The sequence below is a fragment of the Vibrio hepatarius genome, from assembly GCF_018860525.1.
GTDB lineage: Bacteria > Pseudomonadota > Gammaproteobacteria > Enterobacterales > Vibrionaceae > Vibrio > Vibrio hepatarius_B.
Genome location: NZ_JAHKPM010000065.1, coordinates 88,818 through 113,004 on the forward strand (window position 1 = coordinate 88,818; position 24,187 = coordinate 113,004).

Annotated in this window: 28 protein-coding genes; 17 read left to right on the forward strand and 11 right to left on the reverse strand. The window is 38.1% G+C overall.

What is annotated here, in order from left to right:
• On the forward strand, positions 1-1,647 hold the full coding sequence (locus KO511_RS19540; protein ID WP_215989065.1) for a DUF3466 family protein: 1,647 nt from the start codon (positions 1-3) through the stop codon (positions 1,645-1,647).
• A 165-nt stretch (positions 1,648-1,812) separates the two neighbouring features.
• Complete coding sequence (rmf, locus tag KO511_RS19545) at positions 1,813-1,986, forward strand: ribosome modulation factor (RefSeq protein WP_114785731.1); 174 nt, start codon at positions 1,813-1,815, stop codon at positions 1,984-1,986.
• Positions 1,987-2,066: 80 nt separating this feature from the next.
• Here the strand turns inward: rmf and fabA are convergent, their stop codons facing one another.
• Positions 2,067-2,585: a bifunctional 3-hydroxydecanoyl-ACP dehydratase/trans-2-decenoyl-ACP isomerase gene (gene fabA / locus KO511_RS19550; RefSeq protein WP_215989179.1), complete on the reverse strand. Its 519-nt coding sequence runs from the start codon at positions 2,583-2,585 to the stop codon at positions 2,067-2,069.
• A 91-nt stretch (positions 2,586-2,676) separates the two neighbouring features.
• Complete coding sequence (locus KO511_RS19555) at positions 2,677-4,320, reverse strand: S16 family serine protease (protein ID WP_215989066.1); 1,644 nt, start codon at positions 4,318-4,320, stop codon at positions 2,677-2,679.
• A gap of 169 nt (positions 4,321-4,489) precedes the next feature.
• Here KO511_RS19555 and matP point away from each other — a divergent pair, with 169 nt between their 5' ends.
• Both matP and KO511_RS19565 read left to right on the forward strand, forming a co-directional pair.
• Positions 4,490-4,936, forward strand: a complete 447-nt coding sequence (gene matP / locus KO511_RS19560; RefSeq protein WP_215989067.1) for a macrodomain Ter protein MatP — start codon at positions 4,490-4,492, stop codon at positions 4,934-4,936.
• A 9-nt stretch (positions 4,937-4,945) separates the two neighbouring features.
• Entirely contained in the window at positions 4,946-5,257 is a 312-nt protein-coding gene (locus KO511_RS19565; RefSeq protein ID WP_215989068.1) for a DUF3634 family protein, read from the forward strand.
• Between the two features lie 80 nt (positions 5,258-5,337).
• On the opposite strand, the gene KO511_RS19570 is transcribed toward KO511_RS19565, so the two are convergent.
• Complete coding sequence (locus KO511_RS19570) at positions 5,338-5,520, reverse strand: hypothetical protein (RefSeq protein ID WP_125321347.1); 183 nt, start codon at positions 5,518-5,520, stop codon at positions 5,338-5,340.
• Positions 5,521-6,097: 577 nt separating this feature from the next.
• Here KO511_RS19570 and KO511_RS19575 point away from each other — a divergent pair.
• Positions 6,098-6,865 carry a substrate-binding periplasmic protein gene (locus KO511_RS19575; RefSeq protein WP_252724457.1) on the forward strand — a complete coding sequence of 256 codons (768 nt, stop codon included), beginning with the start codon at positions 6,098-6,100 and terminating at the stop codon, positions 6,863-6,865.
• A gap of 109 nt (positions 6,866-6,974) precedes the next feature.
• Complete coding sequence (locus KO511_RS19580) at positions 6,975-7,292, forward strand: hypothetical protein (RefSeq protein ID WP_215989069.1); 318 nt, start codon at positions 6,975-6,977, stop codon at positions 7,290-7,292.
• A 31-nt stretch (positions 7,293-7,323) separates the two neighbouring features.
• Here KO511_RS19580 and KO511_RS19585 read toward each other — a convergent pair whose 3' ends face one another.
• Complete coding sequence (locus tag KO511_RS19585; protein ID WP_215989070.1) at positions 7,324-7,656, reverse strand: hypothetical protein; 333 nt, start codon at positions 7,654-7,656, stop codon at positions 7,324-7,326.
• A gap of 241 nt (positions 7,657-7,897) precedes the next feature.
• On the opposite strand from KO511_RS19585, the gene KO511_RS19590 reads away from it, so the two are divergent.
• Positions 7,898-8,905 carry a substrate-binding domain-containing protein gene (locus KO511_RS19590; RefSeq protein WP_252724458.1) on the forward strand — a complete coding sequence of 336 codons (1,008 nt, stop codon included), beginning with the start codon at positions 7,898-7,900 and terminating at the stop codon, positions 8,903-8,905.
• Positions 8,906-8,932: 27 nt separating this feature from the next.
• Here the strand turns inward: KO511_RS19590 and KO511_RS19595 are convergent, their stop codons facing one another.
• Positions 8,933-9,472 (reverse strand): DUF2726 domain-containing protein, encoded by a 540-nt coding sequence (locus KO511_RS19595; protein WP_215989071.1) that lies wholly within the window; start codon positions 9,470-9,472, stop codon positions 8,933-8,935.
• A 267-nt stretch (positions 9,473-9,739) separates the two neighbouring features.
• Here KO511_RS19595 and KO511_RS19600 point away from each other — a divergent pair, with 267 nt between their 5' ends.
• The 5 genes from KO511_RS19600 (at position 9,740) to KO511_RS19620 (ending at position 12,593) form a co-directional block, all read left to right on the forward strand.
• On the forward strand, positions 9,740-10,267 hold the full coding sequence (locus tag KO511_RS19600; RefSeq protein WP_215989072.1) for a Dabb family protein: 528 nt from the start codon (positions 9,740-9,742) through the stop codon (positions 10,265-10,267).
• A 173-nt stretch (positions 10,268-10,440) separates the two neighbouring features.
• Positions 10,441-10,584 (forward strand): hypothetical protein, encoded by a 144-nt coding sequence (locus KO511_RS19605; protein ID WP_215989073.1) that lies wholly within the window; start codon positions 10,441-10,443, stop codon positions 10,582-10,584.
• 104 nt (positions 10,585-10,688) lie between these two features.
• Positions 10,689-11,138 (forward strand): DUF302 domain-containing protein, encoded by a 450-nt coding sequence (locus KO511_RS19610; protein ID WP_215989074.1) that lies wholly within the window; start codon positions 10,689-10,691, stop codon positions 11,136-11,138.
• A gap of 174 nt (positions 11,139-11,312) precedes the next feature.
• Entirely contained in the window at positions 11,313-11,810 is a 498-nt protein-coding gene (locus KO511_RS19615; protein WP_215989075.1) for a hypothetical protein, read from the forward strand.
• A gap of 234 nt (positions 11,811-12,044) precedes the next feature.
• Positions 12,045-12,593, forward strand: a complete 549-nt coding sequence (locus KO511_RS19620) for a hypothetical protein (protein WP_215989076.1) — start codon at positions 12,045-12,047, stop codon at positions 12,591-12,593.
• A 224-nt stretch (positions 12,594-12,817) separates the two neighbouring features.
• On the opposite strand, the gene KO511_RS19625 is transcribed toward KO511_RS19620, so the two are convergent.
• Entirely contained in the window at positions 12,818-13,276 is a 459-nt protein-coding gene (locus KO511_RS19625) for a hypothetical protein (protein WP_215989077.1), read from the reverse strand.
• Between the two features lie 220 nt (positions 13,277-13,496).
• Between KO511_RS19625 and KO511_RS19630 the strand changes: the two genes are divergently transcribed.
• Positions 13,497-13,775 carry a hypothetical protein gene (locus KO511_RS19630; RefSeq protein ID WP_215989078.1) on the forward strand — a complete coding sequence of 93 codons (279 nt, stop codon included), beginning with the start codon at positions 13,497-13,499 and terminating at the stop codon, positions 13,773-13,775.
• 15 nt (positions 13,776-13,790) lie between these two features.
• Complete coding sequence (locus KO511_RS19635) at positions 13,791-13,964, forward strand: hypothetical protein (protein ID WP_215989079.1); 174 nt, start codon at positions 13,791-13,793, stop codon at positions 13,962-13,964.
• A gap of 592 nt (positions 13,965-14,556) precedes the next feature.
• On the opposite strand, the gene alr is transcribed toward KO511_RS19635, so the two are convergent.
• Both alr and KO511_RS19645 read right to left on the reverse strand, forming a co-directional pair.
• A complete protein-coding gene (gene alr / locus KO511_RS19640) occupies positions 14,557-15,774 on the reverse strand; it encodes an alanine racemase (protein WP_215989080.1) in 1,218 nt (405 codons plus the stop codon).
• A gap of 12 nt (positions 15,775-15,786) precedes the next feature.
• Positions 15,787-17,418 (reverse strand): methyl-accepting chemotaxis protein, encoded by a 1,632-nt coding sequence (locus KO511_RS19645; protein WP_215989081.1) that lies wholly within the window; start codon positions 17,416-17,418, stop codon positions 15,787-15,789.
• Between the two features lie 368 nt (positions 17,419-17,786).
• On the opposite strand from KO511_RS19645, the gene KO511_RS19650 reads away from it, so the two are divergent.
• From KO511_RS19650 to KO511_RS19660, 3 genes are all read left to right on the forward strand, one after another.
• Positions 17,787-19,628, forward strand: coding sequence for a carotenoid oxygenase family protein (locus tag KO511_RS19650; RefSeq protein ID WP_215989082.1), 1,842 nt, complete (start codon positions 17,787-17,789; stop codon positions 19,626-19,628).
• Positions 19,629-19,693: 65 nt separating this feature from the next.
• The gene (locus KO511_RS19655) at positions 19,694-21,307 is read left to right on the forward strand and encodes a D-arabinono-1,4-lactone oxidase (RefSeq protein WP_215989083.1); all 1,614 of its coding nucleotides are present in this window, start codon (positions 19,694-19,696) and stop codon (positions 21,305-21,307) included.
• Between the two features lie 90 nt (positions 21,308-21,397).
• Positions 21,398-22,438 (forward strand): hypothetical protein, encoded by a 1,041-nt coding sequence (locus tag KO511_RS19660; protein ID WP_215989182.1) that lies wholly within the window; start codon positions 21,398-21,400, stop codon positions 22,436-22,438.
• A gap of 91 nt (positions 22,439-22,529) precedes the next feature.
• On the opposite strand, the gene KO511_RS19665 is transcribed toward KO511_RS19660, so the two are convergent.
• From KO511_RS19665 to KO511_RS19675, 3 genes are read right to left on the reverse strand one after another with little or no spacing between them, the layout of a single operon-like run.
• On the reverse strand, positions 22,530-23,357 hold the full coding sequence (locus KO511_RS19665) for a hypothetical protein (protein ID WP_215989084.1): 828 nt from the start codon (positions 23,355-23,357) through the stop codon (positions 22,530-22,532).
• Positions 23,350-23,796: a hypothetical protein gene (locus KO511_RS19670; protein ID WP_215989085.1), complete on the reverse strand. Its 447-nt coding sequence runs from the start codon at positions 23,794-23,796 to the stop codon at positions 23,350-23,352. Before KO511_RS19670 ends, KO511_RS19665 begins: the two co-directional genes overlap by 8 nt.
• A complete protein-coding gene (locus tag KO511_RS19675; RefSeq protein ID WP_215989086.1) occupies positions 23,786-24,181 on the reverse strand; it encodes a hypothetical protein in 396 nt (131 codons plus the stop codon). Before KO511_RS19675 ends, KO511_RS19670 begins: the two co-directional genes overlap by 11 nt.
• Between the last annotated feature and the right edge of the window lie 6 nt (positions 24,182-24,187).

Sequence of the window (24,187 nt, forward strand, 5' to 3'; positions counted from 1 at the left end):
ATGAGCAAGACTATTTTTAAACTGTCATCTGTTACCTTAAGCCTTTTTGGCTCTTTTGCCGCTAATGCTGCTATTTATACCATCATAGAGATTGATGAGTCCCAAAATAACACCTATGGGTTAGGTGGCTATACAACGGAGTACTACGGAACTGCAGTTCAAGAGGGTACAAGTACGAATGCGACACTTGGGTGTTTCGGTAGTGGTTGCTCTAGTTCCGGGTTCCCAATTTCTGCAGAGACGCGTAACTGGAAGGAAGGGATCAGTTATAGAGAAGAAGTACCATTTGCAATGGATAATTCCTTTATCTATCCCGACAGTCAATCAGAATTTGAGAGCTATTGTCTAAATGAGCTTGGATATAAGACTTGCCAATCCTGGGCTGAAGATAGGTGGGCAGGATACCAAAAAGAACTTGACGGAACTTATACCAACTCGATTGCCTTTGTCGAAGGCTCTACTTCAGTCAGTGGTGAAAACGCTGTAATAAACAGTTTTAGTGGGACTGAGTCTGTAGGCAATAAAAGAGATGGAGGAAAGAGGAACGTTGCTTTTATAGGAACCACAGATTTAAATATACCGTCTGGTGCTATCGAAACCAAAGCTTGGAAATCTGATGGTACCTTTACGGTCGGTAGTGTATCGAGAGAGCAGGCTACAGAGAGTAACGGAACTCGATCCTCCTCTAAAGCAAGCATTTGGGGTAACAGCCCACAGATTTTAGAAATAGGCTATGGCAGTGGAGGGGTGACCCAAGATAAAAATGTACTAGGTCAAGCAAGTATTAGAGATTTTGTTATTGATGGAACTACCTTTTTTGGTGTCGGTTATAATACGTACTCTAATCAAAGGATGGACGCTTCTGTTTTTGTCGGTGATATGAGTGCTGACTTAACAGATGTTACAAAGTGGACTTTCAATACGAATCCTATTTCAGGTGCAACAAGTGGGACAGACTATATTTACAGTAATTCGGTGGTTAAGGCTGTCAACGATAATTTTGTGGCAGTTGGAAGCGCCAAACGTTCAGGTAAATCTCCTGAAAATCGAGTTTCGCAAAATAGGCTTTTTTACATTTCTGATATAAGATCTTCACCAGCAGCTAACTATTTCAGTGGTGGTATATTCTTTTCAAATGCTGGAGGCACAATAGGCTCAATCAACAATTTTAATGAAGTAGTTGGTAGTGTCGACATCCAGAAGCATGATGAAAGAGATGGAAAAGAGAGGGAAAAGAGAGGGTTTATCTACCCACTTAGTGCTACGGGAACTGATACATTTCGCAGAACTATTTTCGCGAACCAAGCTTGGATACTCGATGATTTAACCAATAATGGTTTGGTCTCTTCTAACAACAATACTTACCGTATTCTCGAAGCCACCGATGTAAATGATGCTGGTGTTATTTCTGCTACTGCCAAAAAGTGTGCTGGTAGTTACGACACTACAGAAATGGATTCTTACTGCCAAGGTGGGACAATTGGTGTTGAAACCATTGTCGCTGTAAAATTAATTCCAATTGAAGATGCAACTAACGCTGATATACAACCACGAAGCTTTCGTTCAACCACTGTAGAGCGCAAAGGTGGCTCTCTGACCTGGTTTGCTTTACTACTCATAGGGTTATTAGGGTTCCGCAGGAAATAGGATAAATTTCAATCTTAGGCACAGGTTCAAATTTTTGGATCTGTGTTTTTTTCCACCTTGAGAAAGGTGGAATTTTGGACGATCCTTAATTGTGGAGAGTAACAAAAGCTCCACAAAAAGTTAATAGTAGTACGTTAGAAAAACGATATGTATGAGGACGACACTATGAAGAGACAAAAGCGTGACCGCATGGAAAGAGCACAATCCCAAGGGTATAAAGCAGGCTTGAATGGCCGCTCAACGGACTCATGTCCTTACCAACAAATGGATGCTCGATCTCATTGGCTTGGTGGTTGGCGCGATGCCAGAGAAGATAGACACTCTGGTCTCTACAAATAAAAATACACAATCCACATACGACAAAAAGCCCCATAACCTGGGGCTTTTATTATTGTGATTGGGTCCTAAAGTCACTTCACCTAGAAAGAAGATGTGTCTTGGAATAATCCTACTTTTAGATCCTTGGCAACGTAAATTTCTTTACCATCAACCAACACACGTCCGTCAGCTAAGCCCATTACTAACTTACGATTTACAACTCTTTTCATATGTATTTCATAAGTGACTTTCTTCGCTGTTGGTAGAATTTGACCTTTCAATTTCACTTCGCCAACACCTAATGCGCGACCTTTCCCTTTCCCGCCAAACCAGCCGAGGAAGAAGCCAACCAACTGCCACATCGCATCAAGACCTAGACATCCAGGCATTACAGGGTCACCTGGAAAATGGCAGTCAAAGAACCAAAGGTCTGGAGTAATATCAAGCTCTGCCAGAATTAGGCCTTTACCGAAATCGCCTTCGGTTTCAGACATCTTAGTCACGCGGTCCATCATCAGCATATTTGGTGCTGGTAACTGTGGGTAGCCCGGGCCAAATAGCTCACCTTGACTAGAGGCTAGTAGATCATCACGGTTATAAGAATCACGTTTGTTTTGCATCATCAATCACTCCAAATTTTGATAGCTGCATGTTAGTGAACAGGTGTACGCTAAACAACTCCGATGAGTTGTAATGTGAACATTGTTTGCACTATAAGAACCAGTTTTTGATGCGTTCCACAATTCCCAGTGGATGTTCATGTTTTTCATAACTTTCTATCCGTTGGGCTATCTTATGAATCACACTTGTTTCATCATCACCACGAAATGGTTTACCCATTATAATGGGTATAGTCTCATCAACTGTCTCTACAGACCAGATATGAAACTCATTACTTTTAATACTCGCGACAACTTCCTTATTTAATGCTAGGTGCTTCAAATTTGTTTTAGGAATAATAACACCTTGTTGACCAGTTAAACCTTGGTGTTTACAAACACGATAAAAACCTTCTATTTTTTCATTTAAACCACCTACAGCCTGAACACGACCGAATTGGTCCACAGCTCCGGTCACCGCGATCTGCTGATTTATAGGATAATCAGATAATGCACTAACAAACGAACAAAGCTCTGCGAGGGTCGCACTATCTCCATCCACTTCGCAATATGACTGTTCAAAAACTACGGAAGCTGAATAAGGCAGTGGTTCATCTAACTTTAACGCACTTGAAACAAACGCTTGCATTATCATCATGCCTTTAGCATGAAGATTTCCTCCAAGTTCTGCTTTGCGTTCTACATCCGATATATCGCCATCACCAAAATGAATAACACACGATATACGAGCGGGTTCTCCATAAGATAGCGGGTGTCCAGATACATCAATTACGGTCAACCCATTAACCTGCCCAATGCACTCGCCTTGAGTTTCGATAATGACTTGTCCATCCAAAATATCAGAGAGGGCTCTTTCTGGCAGATAAGCTTCACGCTGGTATTTAGCGTCCAGTGCTTGATCAATTGCCTTTTCATTGATAGTAATACCGTCAGTGTATAAGCTTGCCTCCTGAAAAATAGACAAATACCATAGTGGTTCAATTGGCATATAACGCTGATCTTCACTATAACGAGCACCCGCAACCATTACCCTGTGTACCGCATCAAAAGATAGAGACGGTAAGTTAAACGTTTTTATCAAAGACGATAAGAAACCTAAGTAGTGTTCAACAGAATGCTTGGTAACATTCATATCGTGTTCGATCTCAGTGTAATTCGCAATACCACTGTAGAGATCGCCGTCCATATATTCCAAATCTGCAATTTGGTCTCTGTTTCCGACTACTACTAGCTTTACAGAAAACGAAGAACTCGGCACTTGGTTAGCGAGATACTTGGGCGTAGAAGATATAGGGCTGACAGGTTCGCCTAAAAAAATCGACTTAAATATCGGCCAACTGCTCGGATTGGCAAGTAGCATATTTGCTGAGACAATAAGAAAACCGTCATTTATTTTTTCGACTAAGCCCGTTTTCTGTACTGTAATCTGTCCAGTTTTATTACATGAATAAGAACCTAACAACTCACCCATATTGATACTTTCAGTCGCCATCACCGGCTTGTTGGTCAAACTTGATAAAGCATGCTGGATACTTGACCGATAGAAAGCATTATCAGGGGAATTAACAACAAGCATTTTAGCAAAGCCCTCAATAGCGACTAATGTAGAGAGTGCTTGTTTAAGGCGAGGCTGGATGTCTAAAAAACTGACTTCGGATAAATTCTCAAACTTTGATATTATGTCGTCAAACTCGATATATTGTGGGGTGAGTGCTCGCCAATTTTCTTGCTTCATCAATAGTGTTCATATGCTTGGTAAGGTTTTAGATTATATAAAAAATCCTTTAAGGATGACATAACAAATTTTTCGAATGATCCAAGTAGATTAATTCTATAATTGATGTTGAAACTCTAATTAAGCTGAGTTACGCTGTAACCATAGTTGAAGTGAGACTGATTTAATCATGAAATACCAACAACTTGAGAATTTGGAATGTGGCTGGAAATGGAGCTATTTGATAAGTAAGTGGAAAAATGGTGAATCAATTACTTGTCACCTAGATTCCAGTGAAGCACAGAGTGCCATTAAAAAGCTAAAAAAGCTTGAATCTGAACCTACAAAAGTAGAGGATTGGATAGAGCAGCACATGTCACAAGAACTTGATACTAAGCTTAAACAAGCAATTAGAGCAAAGCGCAAGCGCCATTTTAACGCGGAGCAGATTCACACTAAGAAGAAATCAATAGATCTCGATTATCGCGTTTGGGAGAAGTTATCTACTCGCTCTAATGAACTAGGATGCACTTTGTCAGACGCTATTGAATATTTACTTTCAGAAGCTTCACGAAGTGAGAAAGCGAGTAAAGCTGTGAGCAGCTTAAAAGAGGATTTGAGCAAACTACTCGATTAAGGAGGCGATATGCTATATGTTATTTTGGTTGCAGCAATGCTTATCTTTTGGCTCGTAGCTATTGATAGACCTGTGTTACTTATTAAGTTTAAGTCTGGTCTGGTCGTTAAACAAAAAGGGCACTTACCAGCAACTTTCCGTCAAAGCGTAGTTGAAATAGCCAAGCAAACTCCATTTGATGGCCAATTCAAAGTTTACCAACAACGCAGCGGAGCAAAACTTGTATTCTCTAAGCAGATGCCAAAACCAGTGCAACAACGCATTCGCAACGTATTTCCACATCAAAGCTTTCGCTCTAGAGGTAAAAGGAAATTATATTAACCAAATCTCGGTCTATGAACGATTTTTAGTTAAACAGGTCAAAAAGCTCTCTGATGGCACAAAGAGCTAAATAATGTTGTTTAAGATTCAATAACAATATCAGAATCTTCTGTGGTAAACAGGTTAGCTTTATTTTGTTTAATCAATTGGGCTGCATAAGAGGGCGTAACTGCGTGTAGGTCACCTTTTGCTCTTAATGTATAAGCCTCCCACGCCTGATCTCGATATTTGCCAGTCTGAGTATATTGAATAAGTACTTTCATCTCGACCTCTCTTGTCAATGACTTGTTAATCTATCTTTAACAATACTGATATAGATCATATTTTTCACCTGCTAAAACTGAAACCTAAGATTCTCGTCGAGAATAGTTAACTGTGGCATGAGAATCGCTATAAGTACTCTCAACATTATTGGGTATCGACATAAATAGACTTACAGATTAAAAAATAAAATAATACGATGTTTTAAAAAATCATAAGCAATTGAATTTTATGAAATAGAAATTATTTCTGATAAATTTAGAGTCGTAAAAACTAATTAAAACCCATAAAGCATTCATAACATAATCTTTTTCGTTTTATACACATACTTTAGATCTCATAAATTATGCATTTTTTGCAACAAGTCACATATGCGAAAATTATAGGTTTAATAAAATATATAATTTGTTACCTTAAGCGCGCTTTGGGAATGTGTCCCAATGCCTTACGTTTGCTGTTTCGGGTAACAGACCGACTCTAATAGAGTCGGTTTTTTTATTCTCATTAATTGTGATCAGAAAATTTCGATCTGTCAGTCAAAATCTACCTATTCTTAAAGAGGAAAAGGAGGTAATTGATATGATACGATTAACGTTCGGTGTATACATTGTTCTCATGTTAATTGTTCCCATTAAGGCATGGTGTCTAACCATCAAATTAGCATATTCTGACATTGAGTCTTACCCATTTCAAATGGGTAGTGGTGCAGATATTGCCAGTCCTCCCGGTCTATCAATAGATATACTCAATCATGTTGCTGTCGAACTAAAATTGGATATTGAATATTTACGTTTACCTGGTAAACGAGTTTTACAAGAGATAGCAGCTGGTACTGTAGACGGTGGTTTTATATTCTCTTATAACCAACAACGTGCACAATATGCGAAATACCCAATGAATGAAGGTAAGCCTGACGGTAGTATGCGTATTGCTACTATTGGCTACTACTTCTATGCATTAAATGAACAACCCGTTGACTGGAATGGCGAAAAGCTTGCTAATTCAGATTACAAAATTGGTGCTCACCTTGGTTATTCAATAGTGAAAGATCTGCAAAAAAAGCAGCTAAAGGTTCATGAAGTTAAAACCACAGAGCAATTATTCAGTATGTTAGAACTTAAACGTTTACCTGTCATAGCAGTTCAAGATACTACTGCACAACAGTTTTTGTCTAGCCACACAATTCAGACTATAAAAAAAGTTCAGCCAGCCATAAAAACGAAGGACTATTTTTTAGTTTTGAGTCATAAGTTCTTAGAAAATCACCCACAAATTGCTCAAAACATTTGGCAGCAAATTAAGGTTTCCAGGGAGGAAGTTGTTAAAAGTCAAGATATGAAATACTAAAACTTTAGATAAAGTCTCAATTCATTCTCAAAGCACCGTTGCTATTTTTTTACTCAAAAAGTAGACTTCACACAACAATATAATACCGAATGTATAAAGGAAGGTGTATATGTACCAAGTCACTATTCCAGCGATGACAATTTTAATGCTTCTTATGAGCTCTACCGCACTATCAGCAACAAATCCGAATATTGAATTCATTAGTAAAGCTTCGTGTAAGATAGGAGGCTGTAAAATGGTTTGCACAACCTCAGACGGTAAAAGCAATGTGAAAGCACAGGGTATAAACAGTGCAGAAATTATTACCTATAAAAGTGGAACTGTTCAGCATAACCTAGTTATTGGTTTTCAAAAAATGGTGGTAACTTCTCCTTCAGGTACAGAGTCATGTTCGTTAAATAATATTGACAAAATAACAACGGAATAATTACACGTAGTTGCAGCCGTAATATTCATAATTACAGACACCGCTTCATTGCGGTAGAAACTGCATTACTATCTATAAGCAATTGTATTTCATGAATAAAATGCTTATTTTTATGATAAAAAACATCGCCAGTAATTAATGTCTGATTAACCGCTTCACAAACGAGAGCAGAGCTAGAGCTTTTTAGTAAAAAACCCGGCTGTCTTTGCCGAATTTTGACCAATAAATCACCAAGATTCATTAATTCAATTAGAATCGTGCTTTGCTCTAAACCCTTATTATGCATATAAGTTTCCCAGAACCAAATAATCAGGTGATCTTCACAAGCGATTGTTTTACTACTTGGAAGGTTTTTAGTGTCCATTTAGAGTTAACCTTTTTAGGTAGTGATATGGATAATCGTAGCCATATAGAAAGTAAGATTAAACTGTAATGGAACTCTATCAAAATAATTGAATATCAAAAAGTGATCATTTTGCAAATTTGCATTCATGACATAGCCCTGACGTAGAGTTTGCACTTAGTTCCAAAAACACGTTTTATAGACTATTGTTTATTCAATTAAAGACTAACTTGCTAGCTAACTAATCGAAGAGACTCAAATTATGTCTTGGGCAAAATCCAGTTTCGTTTTAATTTTATCTTTCTTTACTATAGATTTTTCTGTTGCAAAACAATACAGATTTGCAGTCGTGCCTAAAGAAGAGAACAATCCTTTTTTTCAAGCCAGCAGGGAAGGGTGTGAAGCCGCTGCCAAAGAACTAAGTAATGTTGAGTGCATTTTTCGCGGTCCTAAAGGAGTCGATGTTCGTAAGCAAGATAAAATAATTGCCGAGCTTGTAACTGAAGGAGTAGATGGAATAGCAATAGCCGTAGCTCAATCAAATTTCATTTTAGAAAACAGTATAAAAAGGGTAATTTCTGCTGGTATTCCTATAGTAACTTATGACTCTGACTTTCCTTCAGCAACCATACTAAGAAACCCTAATTTGAGATCTGCTTATATTGGTACTAATGATTTTGAACTAGGCAAATCTCTTGGAGAAGCTTTAAAAAATCAAAGACCAAATGGTGGCACTATTATCATTCAAAGCGGACGTTCAGACTCTCCAAACCTCAATCTAAGAGTAATGGGTATACGGTCTGCATTGTCAGGGATAGACTACGATACTTCACCAGGAAAACGCTTGATGGGAGAAAATGGTTGGACAGAATCGGGGAAACCACTATATAACTTTGGCTCTTTTGAGCAAGCACTAACAGATCTTCAAAATGTTCTTAACTCGCATAAAAATAGAAACATACATGCAGTAATTGCTGTTGGTGGGTGGAGCCAGTTCTTGTCTGAATACCGAAATGTAACTGAACCATATGCACAAGCAATAAAAGACAAAGAAATCATTATCATAACCGCGGATACAGCAGATGAACAATTAGTGTACTTAAAAGATGGGCTTGCTAATGCCAATGTAGGACAAAACCCCTATGAAATGGGTAAGCAAGCAATATTTACTCTTTATAAGTTGGTAAACAAGCAATCTGTTGAAGAGATTCAATATATACCAATGACGTATTGTAACCAAGAAAACTATAAAAATTGCACCAAAAATTAACTTATAAGTATCCGAGTAGCATAACTCCTACTGTGTTGTACAAAGGGTTTTAAGCTCTACTTGATCACCATATAATTGCCGCTCTATTTCATCATAATTATAAGATTTTGCAGTTGAAAAACGAATTATGTTCAAACCAGCCGTTTTAGCTGCTTTTTCGACATAGTTTTCAGTTTTCAGATCTTTTTCTTGTGTGTCATTGATTAATTCAATAATAGTATTTACTTCAAGTGTCATTGGATTACAAAGAACAAAGTCTACATTCTTTCGTGACAGTTTATTATAAGCTCTCTGCCATTCACCACTGCTATAAAATCCTTTTTTGGGCCTCATCAAATCAGCAGCTCTGACTTTGGCAAAAATTATTTCTCTACTTTTTACAGCTATTGATAATGTACGATAAAATTCCAGCTCTTCAGGGCATGAAAACAATAGATGCGAGTCATACTGAAAAGTATTTTTTTTACTTGATGTGTCGGTGCCTTCTGGTGTTTTTGTTGAGCGCGTCAATAAGGATACGATAAATATTATGGCGAATAGAATAGTGATACAAAAAAGTAATAACATAATTACTATTTCCTAGAAATACTGAGACCCAATAAATGACATCATTTAAACACTTTCATTTGTCGCTACCAACGCATTTATAAGCGGATTTTTATTTATAAAGTATCGCTCAAATTAACTCTTATTTTTAATGTGGTTTATGTTGTTAATTGAGGTAAGGACTGCCTCCTTACATTCAACCTATAAAAATTTTTGTTCTTGTATGAAATTAATAACAAAAACATCAGGTCTTATCATTTCATGTTGTAATAAGTTGAGGAAAAACTAATGAAAACCGCTTTAACTATGGGCATTATAGGCTCGATTTCTTTTTCAAGTTTAGCTCATATGAACGATAACCAAAATGAATATGCCAGTAGTGCTAAAACCATCTCAAAAGAAAACTATGAACAAAAAACTCAGCCTGATTTTGAAAATGGCACAACAAGACATATTGTTCTTTTTGACTTAAAAGATGGCATAACACAAGGTCAGAAAAAGGAGATTGTTACTAGGTTCCTAGCCTTAAAAAATTCAAAAAGAAATGGCAAGTCCTATATAGAAAACATAGAAGTCGGCGCTGAAAACATTAGCAAAGAAGGGCAGGGAAAGGGTTATGATCTTGCATTTATCGTAAGCTTCACATCCAAAGGGGATCTTAATTATTACGTAGGTACACCCGCGATTTCTGACTCTGATTACTTTGATAGTAACCATCAAAACTTTAAAGACTTTGTCGGGCCTTTGTTGAAAGTCAGAAAGAACGCAGATGGCAGTGATTATGTTGGTGTTTTAGTTTTTGATTATCAATTGTAAATTGTACAAATGAAATAACGTCTTTAAATCAGTATTTTACAGTCAAGCCAGTAGGATTTTACTGTCTATTCAGTGATTTTTCTTCAGATCGATGATGATACATATTTTGAGTATTTGAGATTAATGTTATTAGTATCTTTCTTATTCAAACCATTAATTAAGGTTCTATCCCTATGAAAACATTAAAAATACTATCGATTGCTGCAATACTGTCGAGCTCTAATTCTTTTTCTCAACCCAGTATTGGCTATGGAATCGATATCATTAAAAATAACACATCATCTTTCACGGCTGGGCCATGGGATAGAATCAGCTGAAAAAAACGTTACCTTATTAAAGAAGTAAAAAGCCAAGTATTGCTTTCGTTTCTAATCAAAGCGAAGATAATGAATCATAACCAAAACATTAAGTGAGACAATGTATGTTCAAAACTGCAACTGCCATATTAAGTGTTTCAATGCTCTCCTTTTACACTTGGGCTGAAGCTAGTGTTATTAGACTATCTAGCCCACATTCAGTGGCTCAAACTACCAATCAATTCGTTGCTAATATCCAAGAAAATGGGTTTAACGTTTTTGCTCGTGTCAACCATCAAGACAATGCTGAGAAAGTAGATATGTCACTTAGGCCAACAGAAGTAGTAATTTTTGGCAACCCGAAAGTTGGCACCAAACTTATGCAATGTGCTCAAGAGACAGCTATCGATCTTCCACAAAAAGCACTCATTTATGAGGATGATAAAGGAAAGACTTGGATTGCATACAACAATCCTATGTACCTAAAAAAACGTCATAATATTGAAGGCTGCGATAAAATACTCACTAAGATAAGTGGTGTATTAAACAGTTTAGCGAGCCAATCTGTTAAATAAGTAACGTTATAGTATGAAAAAGATCGTCAAAGAAGCGGTCTTTTCATTCTTCCCTTCAAGGAAGTAAATTGTGAATTTTCTTGATTAAACAAGACCTCGCATCCGATCTACTTGAAAATTTGCCTCGCATCTTTATCATGGCCACATCACCACATTGTTAATAACCAAAGACCTATGGCCAATAGCATTTCCACAATACCAACTACTTGGACTAACTCGATATCCAATGATTTGGAGTCAGTAAACAACAAATCGAATATTTCAATAATTCAACAAGTTGAAAACGATCTTGAACAAATCGATATAATTATTGCTTTTATAAACGGACTGGAAAAAAATGCTAATTTGCTTATTTTACTTATGCTTCTAGCTAAGCTTAAAACGCAGGTTATACTGACTATACTTAGTAATATTCCAAATGATTCTATCGCGCTCGCTCTGGCTAAATGCCTTAAAAATTTATCTAAAAAATTGGAAAGTATGCAGTCTGACGGAATACTTGACTTTGATATTGGGACACAGGTATCACCTGAATTCTTAAATAGTATTTTAGTAGATACTATCTCTAGAGTTCTAACAGATAAAGAACTAGACGAAGTTAATTCAATTGTTCAACAATTAGCAACACTCCAGCAAACCTTAAAGTACTGGCTTAAGGACTTATCTATCTAAGGGCTAATAGAGAAGACATTGTCTCAATCTTATGTTTAATAGAAAAGAATAAAGATGTAATTAGAGTAGGGGGCCTCGTTATTCTATTTTTCCTTAATTAAAAATCAGATTTTAATTCATGCAACTTCATCAAAATTATTGTCATATTACTTGCGAGACAAAAGCGATCAATTAATGATATAAGATAAAGCGCATATAAGCACTCGTCTATTGATAACATATATGAGAATAAAAATGAATATTTCGACGTTAATGGCTTTACCATTTTTAACCATTTCAATCGTAGCTCATTCAGGTACTAGCATTGATTTTATCTACCCAACAATCAACGGAGATCTAGACAAAACAATGCAGGTACACTGCACTGTGGGAAATCATCAATTTTCTGGCAACCTACTTGAAAAAGCAGTTCGATTTGAAGTAATTGAAATGCTTGATAGCAGCTATTTAGGCTCACACAGTATCAATTGTAATACAATTTTTTTAAATCAATCGTATCAAATTCGCTTTAATGTGGTTAAGTTTAATCAGGGTGAATACGGAAGTTTTGCGCCTAATTATAATAGCTCTGGATTTGCCTCAGGTGTAAAACTGACAAAGTCTAGGTCATCGTGTTACAAGCCGGATGACTTTGTTTTTGATGAAGTTTGTCTGAGTGAGTTTTATGGCAATAACACTTATTACTTAGACGGAATATTAGGTCAATTAGATACTCAGTGGCACTTTGATGATAGTTATTCATCATCGGTAGGAGTTTTCTTATTAGACAACCCACAAGACTGATATTCCCTTTGAAATGGATACTTGTATTAACTGGCCCATACCTTATTGTGTATTATGGGTCAGTCAGTGTTATTTTGAGCGGTTTGCCAACCGCCTAGACTACTCAAAGAGTGGACTAGAACATGGAAGATATATCTGACTATTATAGCAGCAATAGGAGAGGAGACCTCAACTAATGCGTAGCTAAACCAATTACTAACACAATAGATTGACATAGGAGACTCCTATAGTGATGTACCTAGTGTTTTCAAAGAGCGCTCCCAGCTTTGCCTTACAGAGGTAAACTTTTTAGTTGAGAAGGTAAAGGTATCATTATTGTAAGTAACGTTGACTTCTGAGTTGCCAGAAAAACGTTGCTTTACAAATTCTTTACCTTGCTTAGAGCGGGGGATCCAAACCAAAGCACCTGATGAGCAGTAGGTAACATAGTTTACCCACTGATAGGCCACTTTGATTTTCTTTGATTTAGGGCGGCTAGGGCAGAAACGATCTGAGTCAACCAATGCTATAACAGTAGGAGTCTTACCGCTGGATATCAAATTTGCTGATATATAGCTGCTTTCCTTTGACCTTATGTAATGTGAGAGGCCTTTAATTGTCCAGTTGTTAGTATCGTCAGGTTCAATCATATCAGCAGAAACCAAACAAGATGCTAAAGACAGTAATGTTACATATTTCGTCACTATGTTTCCCCAGTAATAAAAGCTAGTAGGGATGTTTACATAAAACGCAAATACATATCAAATATGATGCTTATTGTTATGATCCAATTGTGACACATATAGAGTGCAGCAGTATTTCACGTATCCCCACGAAACGGGGCTCCTCGATTATGAGTGTAGACTCATATCTCAATTTGTTGTATGAATACAATATTCAAGGATTTTCTAGGAGTAAGAAAAAGTGGTAATCGATACTGTGTATTTGGCTAGAATTTTGAAGGCTTTCCGTGAATCAAAAATTGCTCACATCAATATTTCTCAGATAAAGGAATCTTTAGGAGAAAAGCATTTAACAGAAGAGCTTTTGTATCATTTTCAAATTTTAGTTGAAAATCGTCTAGTCAGTAACAGTTTGTTAGAAACGGGCTCAATGGGGTCATTGGGCGTCAACTGTACGATAGATAATGAACTAGTTGCAATCGATGTTCCGCTAACCAGAAATTTTAACCAAACTCGATGACCTATAAGGAAAGCTATGAATATCAATCAACTAGATGACCAGTTTCTTAACCAAGAGCTTGAGCAATTCGTTATCATCATGCAGGGTTGGATCAATGGAAAAGATATTGATCCTGATGCTTTAGATTTCATTCGTATGAGAATGGAGTTACTTCAAAGTCAAATCTCTAGGCAGTCTGACAAGGTTTAGCTAATGGATAACAAGGTTGAGAACAACATGACCATGGTGGTAATAATCATAGCAATGCCGCACTAAGCCTTTACCGTTAATTGATTGATTAAATATTTTTGTATTATCTTTTTAATTATTTCTGGGGATTTTTCTAATATCTTTGCCCAAAATGGATTTACGACATCGGCATATTGCAAGGATGCATCTATCCTAAATTGCACCCACACACCTTGGTGCGCATTATGTATGTTATGTTAAATAATGTGTTTGATGCTTAAGAGTGCTGCTACACTCTTGGTCTATTATGATTTTACAACTTGGTATTTAAACTGGTATTGAACATAAGTTTATTTACCATAAAATACCTAATATCTAAGTAGTTCATCTAGCGATGCATCACTTAGATATTAGTTAAAAATTTCATATGGTGTAAACCTTGGTTACTCACATTGAATTATTGCTTGTTAAGGAATATAAACTCTAGGGTTTGCTGCACCCCAAACAGTAATACCTAATATCTAAGTAGTTCATCTAGCGATGCATCACTTAGATATTAGTTAAAAATTTCATATGGTGTAAACCTTGGTTACTCACATTGAATTATTGCTTGTTAAGGAATATAAACTCTAGGGTTTGCTGCACCCCAAACAGTGTAGAGTTCAGGAAATATAAGATCTGCATTATTTTCCATTTCACTAATGCTTATTTGTTCTCTTGCTTGCTCACCAAAAAGCGTAACTTCTTGCCCTGGGGATACACCTTTGATATCTGTAACATCTACCATCGAGGTATTCATTGACGTTTTTCCAACTACAGGCGCTCGCTGACCGTTAACGATGACATTAGCACTATTGCCCATTTTTCTAGGATAACCATCTGAATACCCAACCGGTAAGTTGGCCAATACACTGTTACGTTGAGTGACAAAACTACTATCGTAACCAACTGTTGAATTGGCTGGTACGTTATGTAGTGATGCTACTCGAGTTTTAAAACTGACGATAGACGGATATTCAGGGTTTGTTGGTAGATCTCCGTAAAGAACACCACCAGGCCTCACCATATCTAATTGAGCCTCCGGGACATTGAGCGCTGTATATGAGTTGGAGACATGTAGCAAAATATCATCTCGATTCAAGGTTGAGTTTTCAATCAGCCAAGATGAGTTTTGTTTAAATTCAGCAAGTTTGCTTCTCACTTCTTCTGCATCATAATTAGGAAAATGCGTCATTATTCCCACAACATTAACACTGCTATTATTAGCGAGCTCAAGTGCTTCTTGTTTGCCAGTGTTTGTCGTCATATCAACACCATTTCTAGACATACCTCCATCATTTAGTGCCAAATGAACATTCACTCGTTTTTCTAGATTGAGATCCTTAATTTGATTCGCTTGGTGCACACTGCCAATAAGCTCTTCAACATTAAAATCTAGCGCTTGTTTAATTTCATCAATGTCTGCAGAACGAACACGAACCAATTGTCCTCTGAATCCGCCGTCTCGGACAGCTTTCGCTTCGGCGTTACTAGCAATTGCGATGCAAGGAACATTTAATTCTAAAATGGTAGGCATTAGACCTCGGATTCCATTTCCATAGGCATCAGCCTTCATCACTACACATAATTTAGTGTTTGCATTTAAATGAGAACGAAATTGCGCCATATTTTGCTTAAATTGACCTAGACTGATTTCAAGCCATGCGTTGGACTGGCGAACTTGATCCATACTAGGAGGTGAATCAGGTAACGCGACTCTTGCAGAATGACCGGCTAATGGAAAAAGTACTGCCGCTACAGCAAGTGATACCAATGTAGCTTTAAACATCATATTATCCCCTACTCAATCCAGTTTAAATTTGCCCATCGCCTGCTGAAGTGAAGATGACAATCTACTGAGTTCAACACACCCTTTTGCCGTATTCTCCGAGCCAGAAGACACAGATTGCGCAGACAAATGTATACTTTCAATATTTGAACTAAGTTCCTCTGCCACGCTATCTTGTTGATTACATGCACTAGCAATCTGAGTACCCATATCTGCAATTCCTGAAATGAATTCATTTATTGCGGTCATTAATTCTTGAGATTGATTGCCTTGCTCTACACATGTTTCAATCTGTTTACGAGAACGGTCAGTGGTTTCTTTTGCCTGACTTGCTATCGCTTGCAGCTTGTCAATAATGTTAGTAATTTCACTAGTTGAGTCTTGGGTGCGTCCAGCTAATGTTCTTACTTCATCTGCTACAACAGCAAATCCGCGACCTGATTCTCCAGCTCGTGCAGCTTCTATTGCAGCATTTAATGCAAGTAAGTTGGTTTGATCAGCAATATCACGGATAACGTCTACTATTGTATTTACTTGATTGGATTGTTGCTCGAGGTCAGCAACGTTACTCCCTGCTTCACCAATTATCTTTGCGACATTTTCTATAGACTGAACCATGATTTTCGTGTTTTGAGCCCCTTCTTGAACTTTTCCGTTGGCTTCATTAGCTTGTCCAGCAGACACCTCTGTTGTTTGCGCCACATCTGCTACAGATGACTTCATCTGACTCATTGCACTGGCTACATGAGTTACCTGAGATTGTTGTTCCTGCATTTCTTTCGCTGACTTGTTAGATGTCTGAGTCATTTCATCAACAGCACTACCCAATTCTTGAACGACCGTAACACTCTGATTAATAAGCTCTCTTAAGTTTTTCTGCATCCTGAATGAGGCATCTGCAAGATCACCAAGTTCATCATTACCGATTTTTGAACTATCAAGCGTTTTTGATAAATCACCCTCGGCGATCGCATTGGCTTGTTTAACAACGGCGGCAAGAGGATTACAAATAATCTTAGTAAGAAACATCGTAATAATAACCATCACAACAACAATGAGAGCATTAATGACCATCGCTAAATTACTTAGATTGTCAAGCGATGATAAAATGTGTTCACGATTACTATTCATTGCACCTTTAAGGATCCCCACCAGGATATTGATATCCGCCTCTACTGACTCAAAGTCGCTGAGCGAGTTTGCTATTATTGGATAGGCCGTATCTTTATCCATAACTTTCATAGCCTGATCAAATGCATCCATAGTTTTAAGGTAACCCTGCCATTTCTTTTGCAAACGGTTGTATGTCTGCTCTTCTTCTCCGGGCCAAACTGTTTTGCCATACGAAGCTAGTTCTGCATTGATTTGATCTCTAATTTTTTCATTGGAAGTAATAGTCGATTGAATCTTTTTTTGATCACTCATTGCGAAAACCGCAAACTGGGCTCGACGCCAAAGAGACATTTTGTCTCGAACGAAATCAACTTGTTCAACTGCAGGAAGTGTGTCATCAGTAAAGTTAAGAAGTTCAGCTTTATTGTTTCTGAGCTCACTCAAAATCATGAGACCAAAACCCAGATTCATAGCAGCAATAATCCCAAACGAAAATGCGATTTTCTTACCAATTGAAAGGTTTTTGATAAACATAAGTAACTTACCTTGTCCAAGTGCTTTTATCCTTAAAACGAAGCGCTTGGAACGTATTCTTAGACCCTAATATTGAGTGGGTTTTATTCACACTCAATAATAACCAAACACTCAATAAAGATAGGCAAGGATAGAATAGATAGCGAATCTTCTACATATATGCATTGATTCCTTAGTTACTAGGTGACATCAAATACAGCCCAAAACACCTCATAAATGCATCTTTTTATTGACTTAAACCTGTGTAATTAAAGGTAATATTTCAGTACTTATCTGCCATAATTCATAGTTCCCTACTTTTTCCAATAAGGTTGAAAAATTTCTCCTACTGTCAAATGTATTCACTCTAAAACATGTAATTTCACAATATGCAAAGACGTACATTTTTGAAAAGCTTGGCTGGAGCTGCATTTGTACCCGGTCAATTATTTGCTTCTACAGGGTCTGTAAGTTATCTTTTTCCAGAATCTATTATGCACGCTGACGTCAGCCCTTCTAGCGGTGATCTGCACTTACTCTATGGGCAACTACCTGATGACATCACAGGCCATGTATTTTTTGCTGAAGGTATCCCTCTTGAACAAGATCACCTTAGTCCAAGCGGCAGAGGGGCGTTAAGTCGAATTGATTTTTCACCAGAGAAATCGTCGTTTATTCGCAAGATGATTGATACCCCTTCAGCAATCATGCAAAAGCATATTGATTACTGGCCCGATAAGTTCAACCTCCTCGGAGGTATGGCTTATCATAGCCCTACCATGGGGTTTGTAAATTACTGCAATACTGCGCCTAATTATCTCGGTGATAACAGATTTGCGCTCAGTTATGAGGGAGGTGTTCCTTATGAGTTTGATGCCATGACTTTAGATCTTATTACACCAATTGGTCATTACGATGAGTGGCAAAGTAGCTTACCTCCATGGATGGATGCTTTAACACCTGATAAATGGCTATTCCCACAAGTGCGCACGACAGGACACCCCTACTTTGATCTCGATTCAGATGAATGCTTTACCATCAATTACGGAGGAAATGTCTCAAATACTGGTACTAAAGATGGCTTTATCCGCCTATTAAAGTGGGATAAACAAAGCCAGCTAAGAGCCTGGAGCGTTGTCGGCCGTGATGGTAACCCAGCATTTATTGCAGCAACTGCACACTCGTTAGGAGTGACACGTAATCACGTGCTTATTTTCGAAACCGCTGCTCAAGTTGAACCAATGAGAATGATTGGTATTCGCTCTGTCTATGCTCAGCAGCATCGAACGCCTGTTTGGGTAATCCGTAAAAAAGACTTGCTAGAAAGCCGTGACATTGTCACGGCTGATTATATAGAGCTAGATTTTGATACCTCAGATGTAATGTGTAACTACGATGATCATGAAAATGAAATAACCATTTATGGCCAATACCTAGGAGCAATGGATAAATCCGAACCCCAATATATTAGGGATAAATTATTGTTCGGCGGAAGAGTGTCCAATAACCTAGCAGGTTATCCAGCTGCTCCTGTCGATGTTGGAGGACTGGTTCGTGCTAGGATTCAGGTCAGCAGCAACTCTGTAAACGAAATCAAGGGTGATTTCAGGCTCATTAGAGATGACCAACTATTTTGGGATATGAATGATCCTGCCTATCGAGGACATTTTCAGTTTCCAGAGCAATTTGACCATATTTATTGGGCTGCGGTCGGCTACCGAAAGGGTCATGTCATAGAACGTGTTGCAGACGCTTATGAGGATTACCCCAACCGCCTTTTCACCAACAACTCATTACCACAACAAGATCAGCCCTCAGCATTAATACATATGGATTGTCGTCAGATGTCTGTAACCGATGCCTATCAGTTTCCTACTGACTGTGTGATGAGAACTCCACAATTTATAGCTAAACCTAATAGCATTGGACAAGATCAAGGTTATGTTTTTACCGCTGTGGTGCGTAAAAACCCAAGCAATAGTTCAGGTAATGGTAAGGAGATATGGCTGTTTGATGCTCAAAACCTCGCCCAAGGACCTTTAGCTATATTAGGTCACCCTGAGTTGAACTTTGCTACCACTAATCATGCACTTTGGGTCCCAAGTATTGGCCCAAGGCCTTTTAATACTTATAAAGCTGATATCGCAGAATTTTTTACTAGTCGAGCTCCCAAGCATCGTCGCGCTGTTCGTCAAGTGATTGAGCAGCAGATTCTACCCAGATTTGGCTGATTATATAGCGTTAAGTTTGATGTTGTAAATGCCTAATGGAACTAAGCCTTAAAAAGGAATATTTGATGAAAATTAGAAGTTTAGCGTTAAGTACTGCGTTAATATTAACCGCTTTTGGAACAGCATATGCTCTACAAAGCGAAGAGCCTGAAAATAATATTTCCAATTACCAAGGAACCTATACCTGCTATCCAGAGGTTATCTATGACCCTCATTCAATTGAAGGTGTCCAAGAGGTTGTTAAAGATGCACTAATGCGTGGAAAGAAAGTAATGACAGGAAATCGTAAGTTTGCCAGTCAAATTGATGCAGCTTGTGCGGGTGATGGACAGGTACAATTAACCCTTAAAAATATGGATAAAATTGTTCATTTCGATTCAAATAATCACCGTATTACTGTTGAAGCTGGAATGAGGTTTAATGATTTGAGCTATTTTCTTCGTGAACAAGGTTATGCCATTAACATGGTCACGGAACTGGCTATTTTCACCATAGGTGGAATGCTTGGTAGTGGTACTCATGGCTCTACTTTAGAAAAACCAAGTAACATGCTTGCGGACTACGTAACACAACTTAAAATTGTCGACGGTGAAGGTAATGTCCGTATATTGAGTGGCGACTTACTTGATGCTGCGAGAGTCAATTTAGGTGTACTAGGAGTGGTTGTTGAAGTTACTCTCGCGATAGAAGATGCATTCAAAGTTAAAGCGGAAGTAACAGGATACCGTGACGATAGTGGGCTAGAAGATAAAGTACTAGATATCGCTCGAAATAATTATTCCGCTAACATTGCTTGGTTCCCAGGCCTTGGCAGATATACCACTACGCTATACAACCCCGTACCACTCGAAACTCAAGGGCAAGCATACAATGCTCAAGCCGATGTTTCGGACGCAGAAGAGTTTTTCTTTGGCTTATTGTTTAATGCTGCGCACGAATTCCCAGGAGCAGGCTTACAATGTCTTGCTGCAACAGCCCGCTATAATGCCAGAGCAAAATCCTATTTCCGGGATAGTGTTACCGGTAAAAAAGTTGACAATCCTGTAGGTTATTCCGATCAAATGCAATATTTCAAATGTAAAGATCCTGATAAGTGTATCTGGGATAGACTCCCTATTGCCCTTCAAGAAGTAGCCATTGATATTGAACGATTACCAGATTGGATAAGTGATGTAAGGAAGATTGTTGCAGAACACCCTAGGACTTGTTTTCCCCTAAATGGTATATATTTTCGTTTCGGTAAAGCATCGAACAGTTATCTAGGAATGAGTTCCGGGCGCGAAAGCGCGTTTGTCGGGATTGAATATACACTGAGACAAGAAGGTAAAAAAGAACCCAAAAATTACTTCGTCAATCTTGAAATCGAGCAGATGTCGTTACGAAAATATAACGCCCGTCCTCATTGGGGGAAAAACTCAGTTGCAATATTCGAGGATATGCCTTCTCGATTCCCAATGTGGCCCGAATTTTTACAGGCCAAAGCTGAATTGGATCCTCATAATGTGTTCTCCAATCCTTTCTGGGAAAGAGTCAGTGGGGATATACCAATGGAAGACTATTTAACTCCAGGGTGTAATGTTCGAGGCGAGTGTTATTGCCAAACGGATGAACACTGTCAGTCTGGTACGCAGTGTAAGGAAGGACTTTACTTCTCCCAAGCTCGCATATGCCGCAAATAACCAGGACGTTCGGCCGTATTTCATTACGGCCGAACATCAGCCTATAAAACCTAATTGAACTACACGGAACGTTTGACTATGACCTTCAAAATGATACCGTCGATCATTGCTCTCCTATGTACTTTATTTTGCTCAGCACTTAATGCAACAACATTAGATGATCTTAAACCTCATGTGCCAAGCTCTGATAAAACATGGGCAGAGCAATGGTTCTATAATGTAGCAGTACCAGATGTGGGCTATTTTAAAATAAGCTTACAAACTTATATTGCCCCTGATTTTACTATTTCAACACCTAAAGCTTATGTTCATCTGGCTTTCACACCACTTAATGGAAAAACCGTCAAATACGATATTTTTCGAGATGAACTCATCTTGAAAGGGTTTGATGATGTTAAGAAATTTCACTATGAGATTCCCGGAGTAGTGGTGGCTAATCAAGATCAGTTACAAGTTACTTACAATGACTTTAACTTTACCATGAGATGGGATGGTGAACATGCTTACTACTGGCGAGGTGCAAACCCCGGGCAAACACCGTTTGGTATAATACCAGAAATCCCTGGGGTTGGAGGAAAATGGTTCCTTTACACTGTTGGAACGCCGATTCAATACACTTTCTCTGATGGCATACGTTCACTATTTGGTTCAGGTTACGCACAAGTTGATAAGGGCTGGTATGACAAAGAATCCAGTGCAGGCATGATATACAGTATGGGACTCTCTGATGAACTCTACTATATGTTTACAGGTGCTAAGGTCGGTACATCGAACATTGAACTTTGGGCCGGTAGATACATATCTGATAAATATGATCTTATCTTTTATCCTGCCATAGGCAACCTATCGGTAAAGCGAGAGTATGACTCTTGTTCAGGCTATTTCAAACTCGAGATGAATAAAATACGATATCGAATGATTATGGAAGTAACATCGCCGTTTGAGAGCTTTTACCCTTTGGAGTTTCCTTCAGTCATCATCTTTGGTGGGGAACAAAAATACATGAAGTCAATGAAGGCAAATGTACAATTCTCTCTTTACGAATTTGGTCAATTAGAAGAATCAATTTCTATGGACCAAGCATTATTGGAGTTCAGTGGCCCATTTTATTGTGACGCACTACCGAATTAAACAATGAAGCGGAAAGTACCCCTTTCCGCTTATATCGCATAAACTTACTGTATGAAATATTACTATTATATAAGCCAAACACTAGTAGGTACTAAGCTTCATTCTCAAGTTTTTGATTAGTATAAAATACAACTCCATCTTGACTAACTAGTAACTCTCCTCTGGCAACACATTGACCATTGGAAATAAGTTTACTCTCTACCTCACAAATTAAATCTGCTTCAAAAACCTGGGTGTTTTCAAGTAACAATATATCTTGTAAGTTCATATCAAGAGTCGCAATCTGAACGTAGCTGACTTGATCTGTTAAAGAATATGGAGCATATAATTTATTCACAAACCAAGTCTTTTCTTCATGATATTGAATGCTCGCGATGGGCTTTCCCCACCACAAAATAGCGGTACCTGAATCAGGGCTGTGACCATCTCTCAACCATACCCCCTCACCTTCCAATACTGGCTTAGGATCAACCATATAACCAGATATTAATGGGACCTTGACTTTAATAGGGGGAGCAGAATAGGTAGTCCAACTGACTGTCAGGCGTTTTATCCACGTAGGTGAAAAGCCCACAAGAACAAATTGATAACCATTACATTGAACAACCGGATATATGTCACTCGGTAAGCTAGCAGCCTCTCCTTGAGTATTAATGTCTCTGACAAATGGAACACTCACTATAGAAAAAAGGCTTGCAATCATCGCTGGCATTAAGTCATCAGGAACTGAATTTAATGAGGAAATTTGCGTAACACCCGCAGCCCAGTCAGAGTGGCTACACCAAATCCCACTTTTAGCATCCCCACGATAGGACCAAAACGTTCCTTCTTCCTGATTAACTCTCTGAAGGGATAGGTAACAATTCTGATTGGTCAAGCCCGAGCCTATAACTTTTGCCAAATCAATTAGATTATTCATAATTCATTATCTCCATTTGGAATCGAATTTTTGACTGAGATAAACGAGCGGCAATCTTAGGCGCCATACGAGTAATTGCTTTATTTTGCTTGTTATTTTTAGGTTTAATCCTAAGCGTGACAATCTGACTTTCCCATGAAGCAATGATAGTTAGTCCCATCATGGGTCCATTTAACAAACGAAATGTAAGGCTATTATCCCCCCTAAGTATTTCAGCATTGCGCCATGTTACTATGTGATTAACTTCAGAGAGTTGATTCACAACTGACTTAGTCAAACAAGTAGAAAGTTCATTTTTACCATCACGATTCTCTATTCCATCTCTACTAGTAAATAAAGAAACAAATTTTTTTCGTAACTCAGGATCAGAATCACGCCTTGAAGTTACACCTTCAACACGCCAATCACGTGAAGAACATGGTTCAATTTTATTGCTCATAAAGGACCCCTTTTAGCTTTTCTTGCCCCTTAATTAATACTGCTTTCTGACGGATTAATTCAGCTTTTTCAATATTCAGTTGCTCAACACGTTTATCCCAATAATCTATTTTTTCAGCCCTTGATCTTTCTTGTGCATATTGGCTATGTTTTTCACTTAGTAACTGATTAAGTTCATTACGGCTTAGCGGCTGTTGTGGTTGATCTGAAATAACAAGTAACTCTCGAGACTCAGACCATAATTGATAAGCGTCTTGACGCTTTTTTTTACAGTTTATTTGCTCTTCATCTAGATTATTCCATTGAATTTGGAGCCTTTCTTCTTTACGTTTACGAAGAGTGATGAGTTGCTTTATAAACGCACTTTCTTCTGGGGTGAGTTGCATCGCTCT

Bases quoted from the DNA above. Each gene is read 5' to 3' on its own strand.
- KO511_RS19600 (WP_215989072.1), top strand. From the start codon at position 9,740: ATGAAAACCGCTTTAACTATGGGCATTATAGGCTCGATTTCTTTTTCA.
- KO511_RS19575 (WP_252724457.1), top strand. From the start codon at position 6,098: ATGATACGATTAACGTTCGGTGTATACATTGTTCTCATGTTAATTGTT.
- KO511_RS19655 (WP_215989083.1), top strand. From the start codon at position 19,694: ATGAAAATTAGAAGTTTAGCGTTAAGTACTGCGTTAATATTAACCGCT.
- KO511_RS19605 (WP_215989073.1), top strand. From the start codon at position 10,441: ATGAAAACATTAAAAATACTATCGATTGCTGCAATACTGTCGAGCTCT.
- KO511_RS19585 (WP_215989070.1), bottom strand. From the start codon at position 7,656: ATGGACACTAAAAACCTTCCAAGTAGTAAAACAATCGCTTGTGAAGAT.
- alr (WP_215989080.1), bottom strand. From the start codon at position 15,774: ATGATGTTTAAAGCTACATTGGTATCACTTGCTGTAGCGGCAGTACTT.
- matP (WP_215989067.1), top strand. From the start codon at position 4,490: ATGAAATACCAACAACTTGAGAATTTGGAATGTGGCTGGAAATGGAGC.
- KO511_RS19665 (WP_215989084.1), bottom strand. From the start codon at position 23,357: ATGAATAATCTAATTGATTTGGCAAAAGTTATAGGCTCGGGCTTGACC.
- KO511_RS19635 (WP_215989079.1), top strand. From the start codon at position 13,791: ATGAATATCAATCAACTAGATGACCAGTTTCTTAACCAAGAGCTTGAG.
- KO511_RS19645 (WP_215989081.1), bottom strand. From the start codon at position 17,418: ATGTTTATCAAAAACCTTTCAATTGGTAAGAAAATCGCATTTTCGTTT.
- rmf (WP_114785731.1), top strand. From the start codon at position 1,813: ATGAAGAGACAAAAGCGTGACCGCATGGAAAGAGCACAATCCCAAGGG.
- KO511_RS19650 (WP_215989082.1), top strand. From the start codon at position 17,787: ATGCAAAGACGTACATTTTTGAAAAGCTTGGCTGGAGCTGCATTTGTA.
- KO511_RS19580 (WP_215989069.1), top strand. From the start codon at position 6,975: ATGTACCAAGTCACTATTCCAGCGATGACAATTTTAATGCTTCTTATG.
- KO511_RS19570 (WP_125321347.1), bottom strand. From the start codon at position 5,520: ATGAAAGTACTTATTCAATATACTCAGACTGGCAAATATCGAGATCAG.
- KO511_RS19540 (WP_215989065.1), top strand. From the start codon at position 1: ATGAGCAAGACTATTTTTAAACTGTCATCTGTTACCTTAAGCCTTTTT.
- fabA (WP_215989179.1), bottom strand. From the start codon at position 2,585: ATGCAAAACAAACGTGATTCTTATAACCGTGATGATCTACTAGCCTCT.
- KO511_RS19620 (WP_215989076.1), top strand. From the start codon at position 12,045: ATGAATATTTCGACGTTAATGGCTTTACCATTTTTAACCATTTCAATC.
- KO511_RS19675 (WP_215989086.1), bottom strand. From the start codon at position 24,181: ATGCAACTCACCCCAGAAGAAAGTGCGTTTATAAAGCAACTCATCACT.
- KO511_RS19595 (WP_215989071.1), bottom strand. From the start codon at position 9,472: ATGTTATTACTTTTTTGTATCACTATTCTATTCGCCATAATATTTATC.
- KO511_RS19555 (WP_215989066.1), bottom strand. From the start codon at position 4,320: ATGAAGCAAGAAAATTGGCGAGCACTCACCCCACAATATATCGAGTTT.
- KO511_RS19660 (WP_215989182.1), top strand. From the start codon at position 21,398: ATGATACCGTCGATCATTGCTCTCCTATGTACTTTATTTTGCTCAGCA.
- KO511_RS19565 (WP_215989068.1), top strand. From the start codon at position 4,946: ATGCTATATGTTATTTTGGTTGCAGCAATGCTTATCTTTTGGCTCGTA.
- KO511_RS19670 (WP_215989085.1), bottom strand. From the start codon at position 23,796: ATGAGCAATAAAATTGAACCATGTTCTTCACGTGATTGGCGTGTTGAA.
- KO511_RS19610 (WP_215989074.1), top strand. From the start codon at position 10,689: ATGTTCAAAACTGCAACTGCCATATTAAGTGTTTCAATGCTCTCCTTT.
- KO511_RS19615 (WP_215989075.1), top strand. From the start codon at position 11,313: ATGGCCAATAGCATTTCCACAATACCAACTACTTGGACTAACTCGATA.
- KO511_RS19590 (WP_252724458.1), top strand. From the start codon at position 7,898: ATGTCTTGGGCAAAATCCAGTTTCGTTTTAATTTTATCTTTCTTTACT.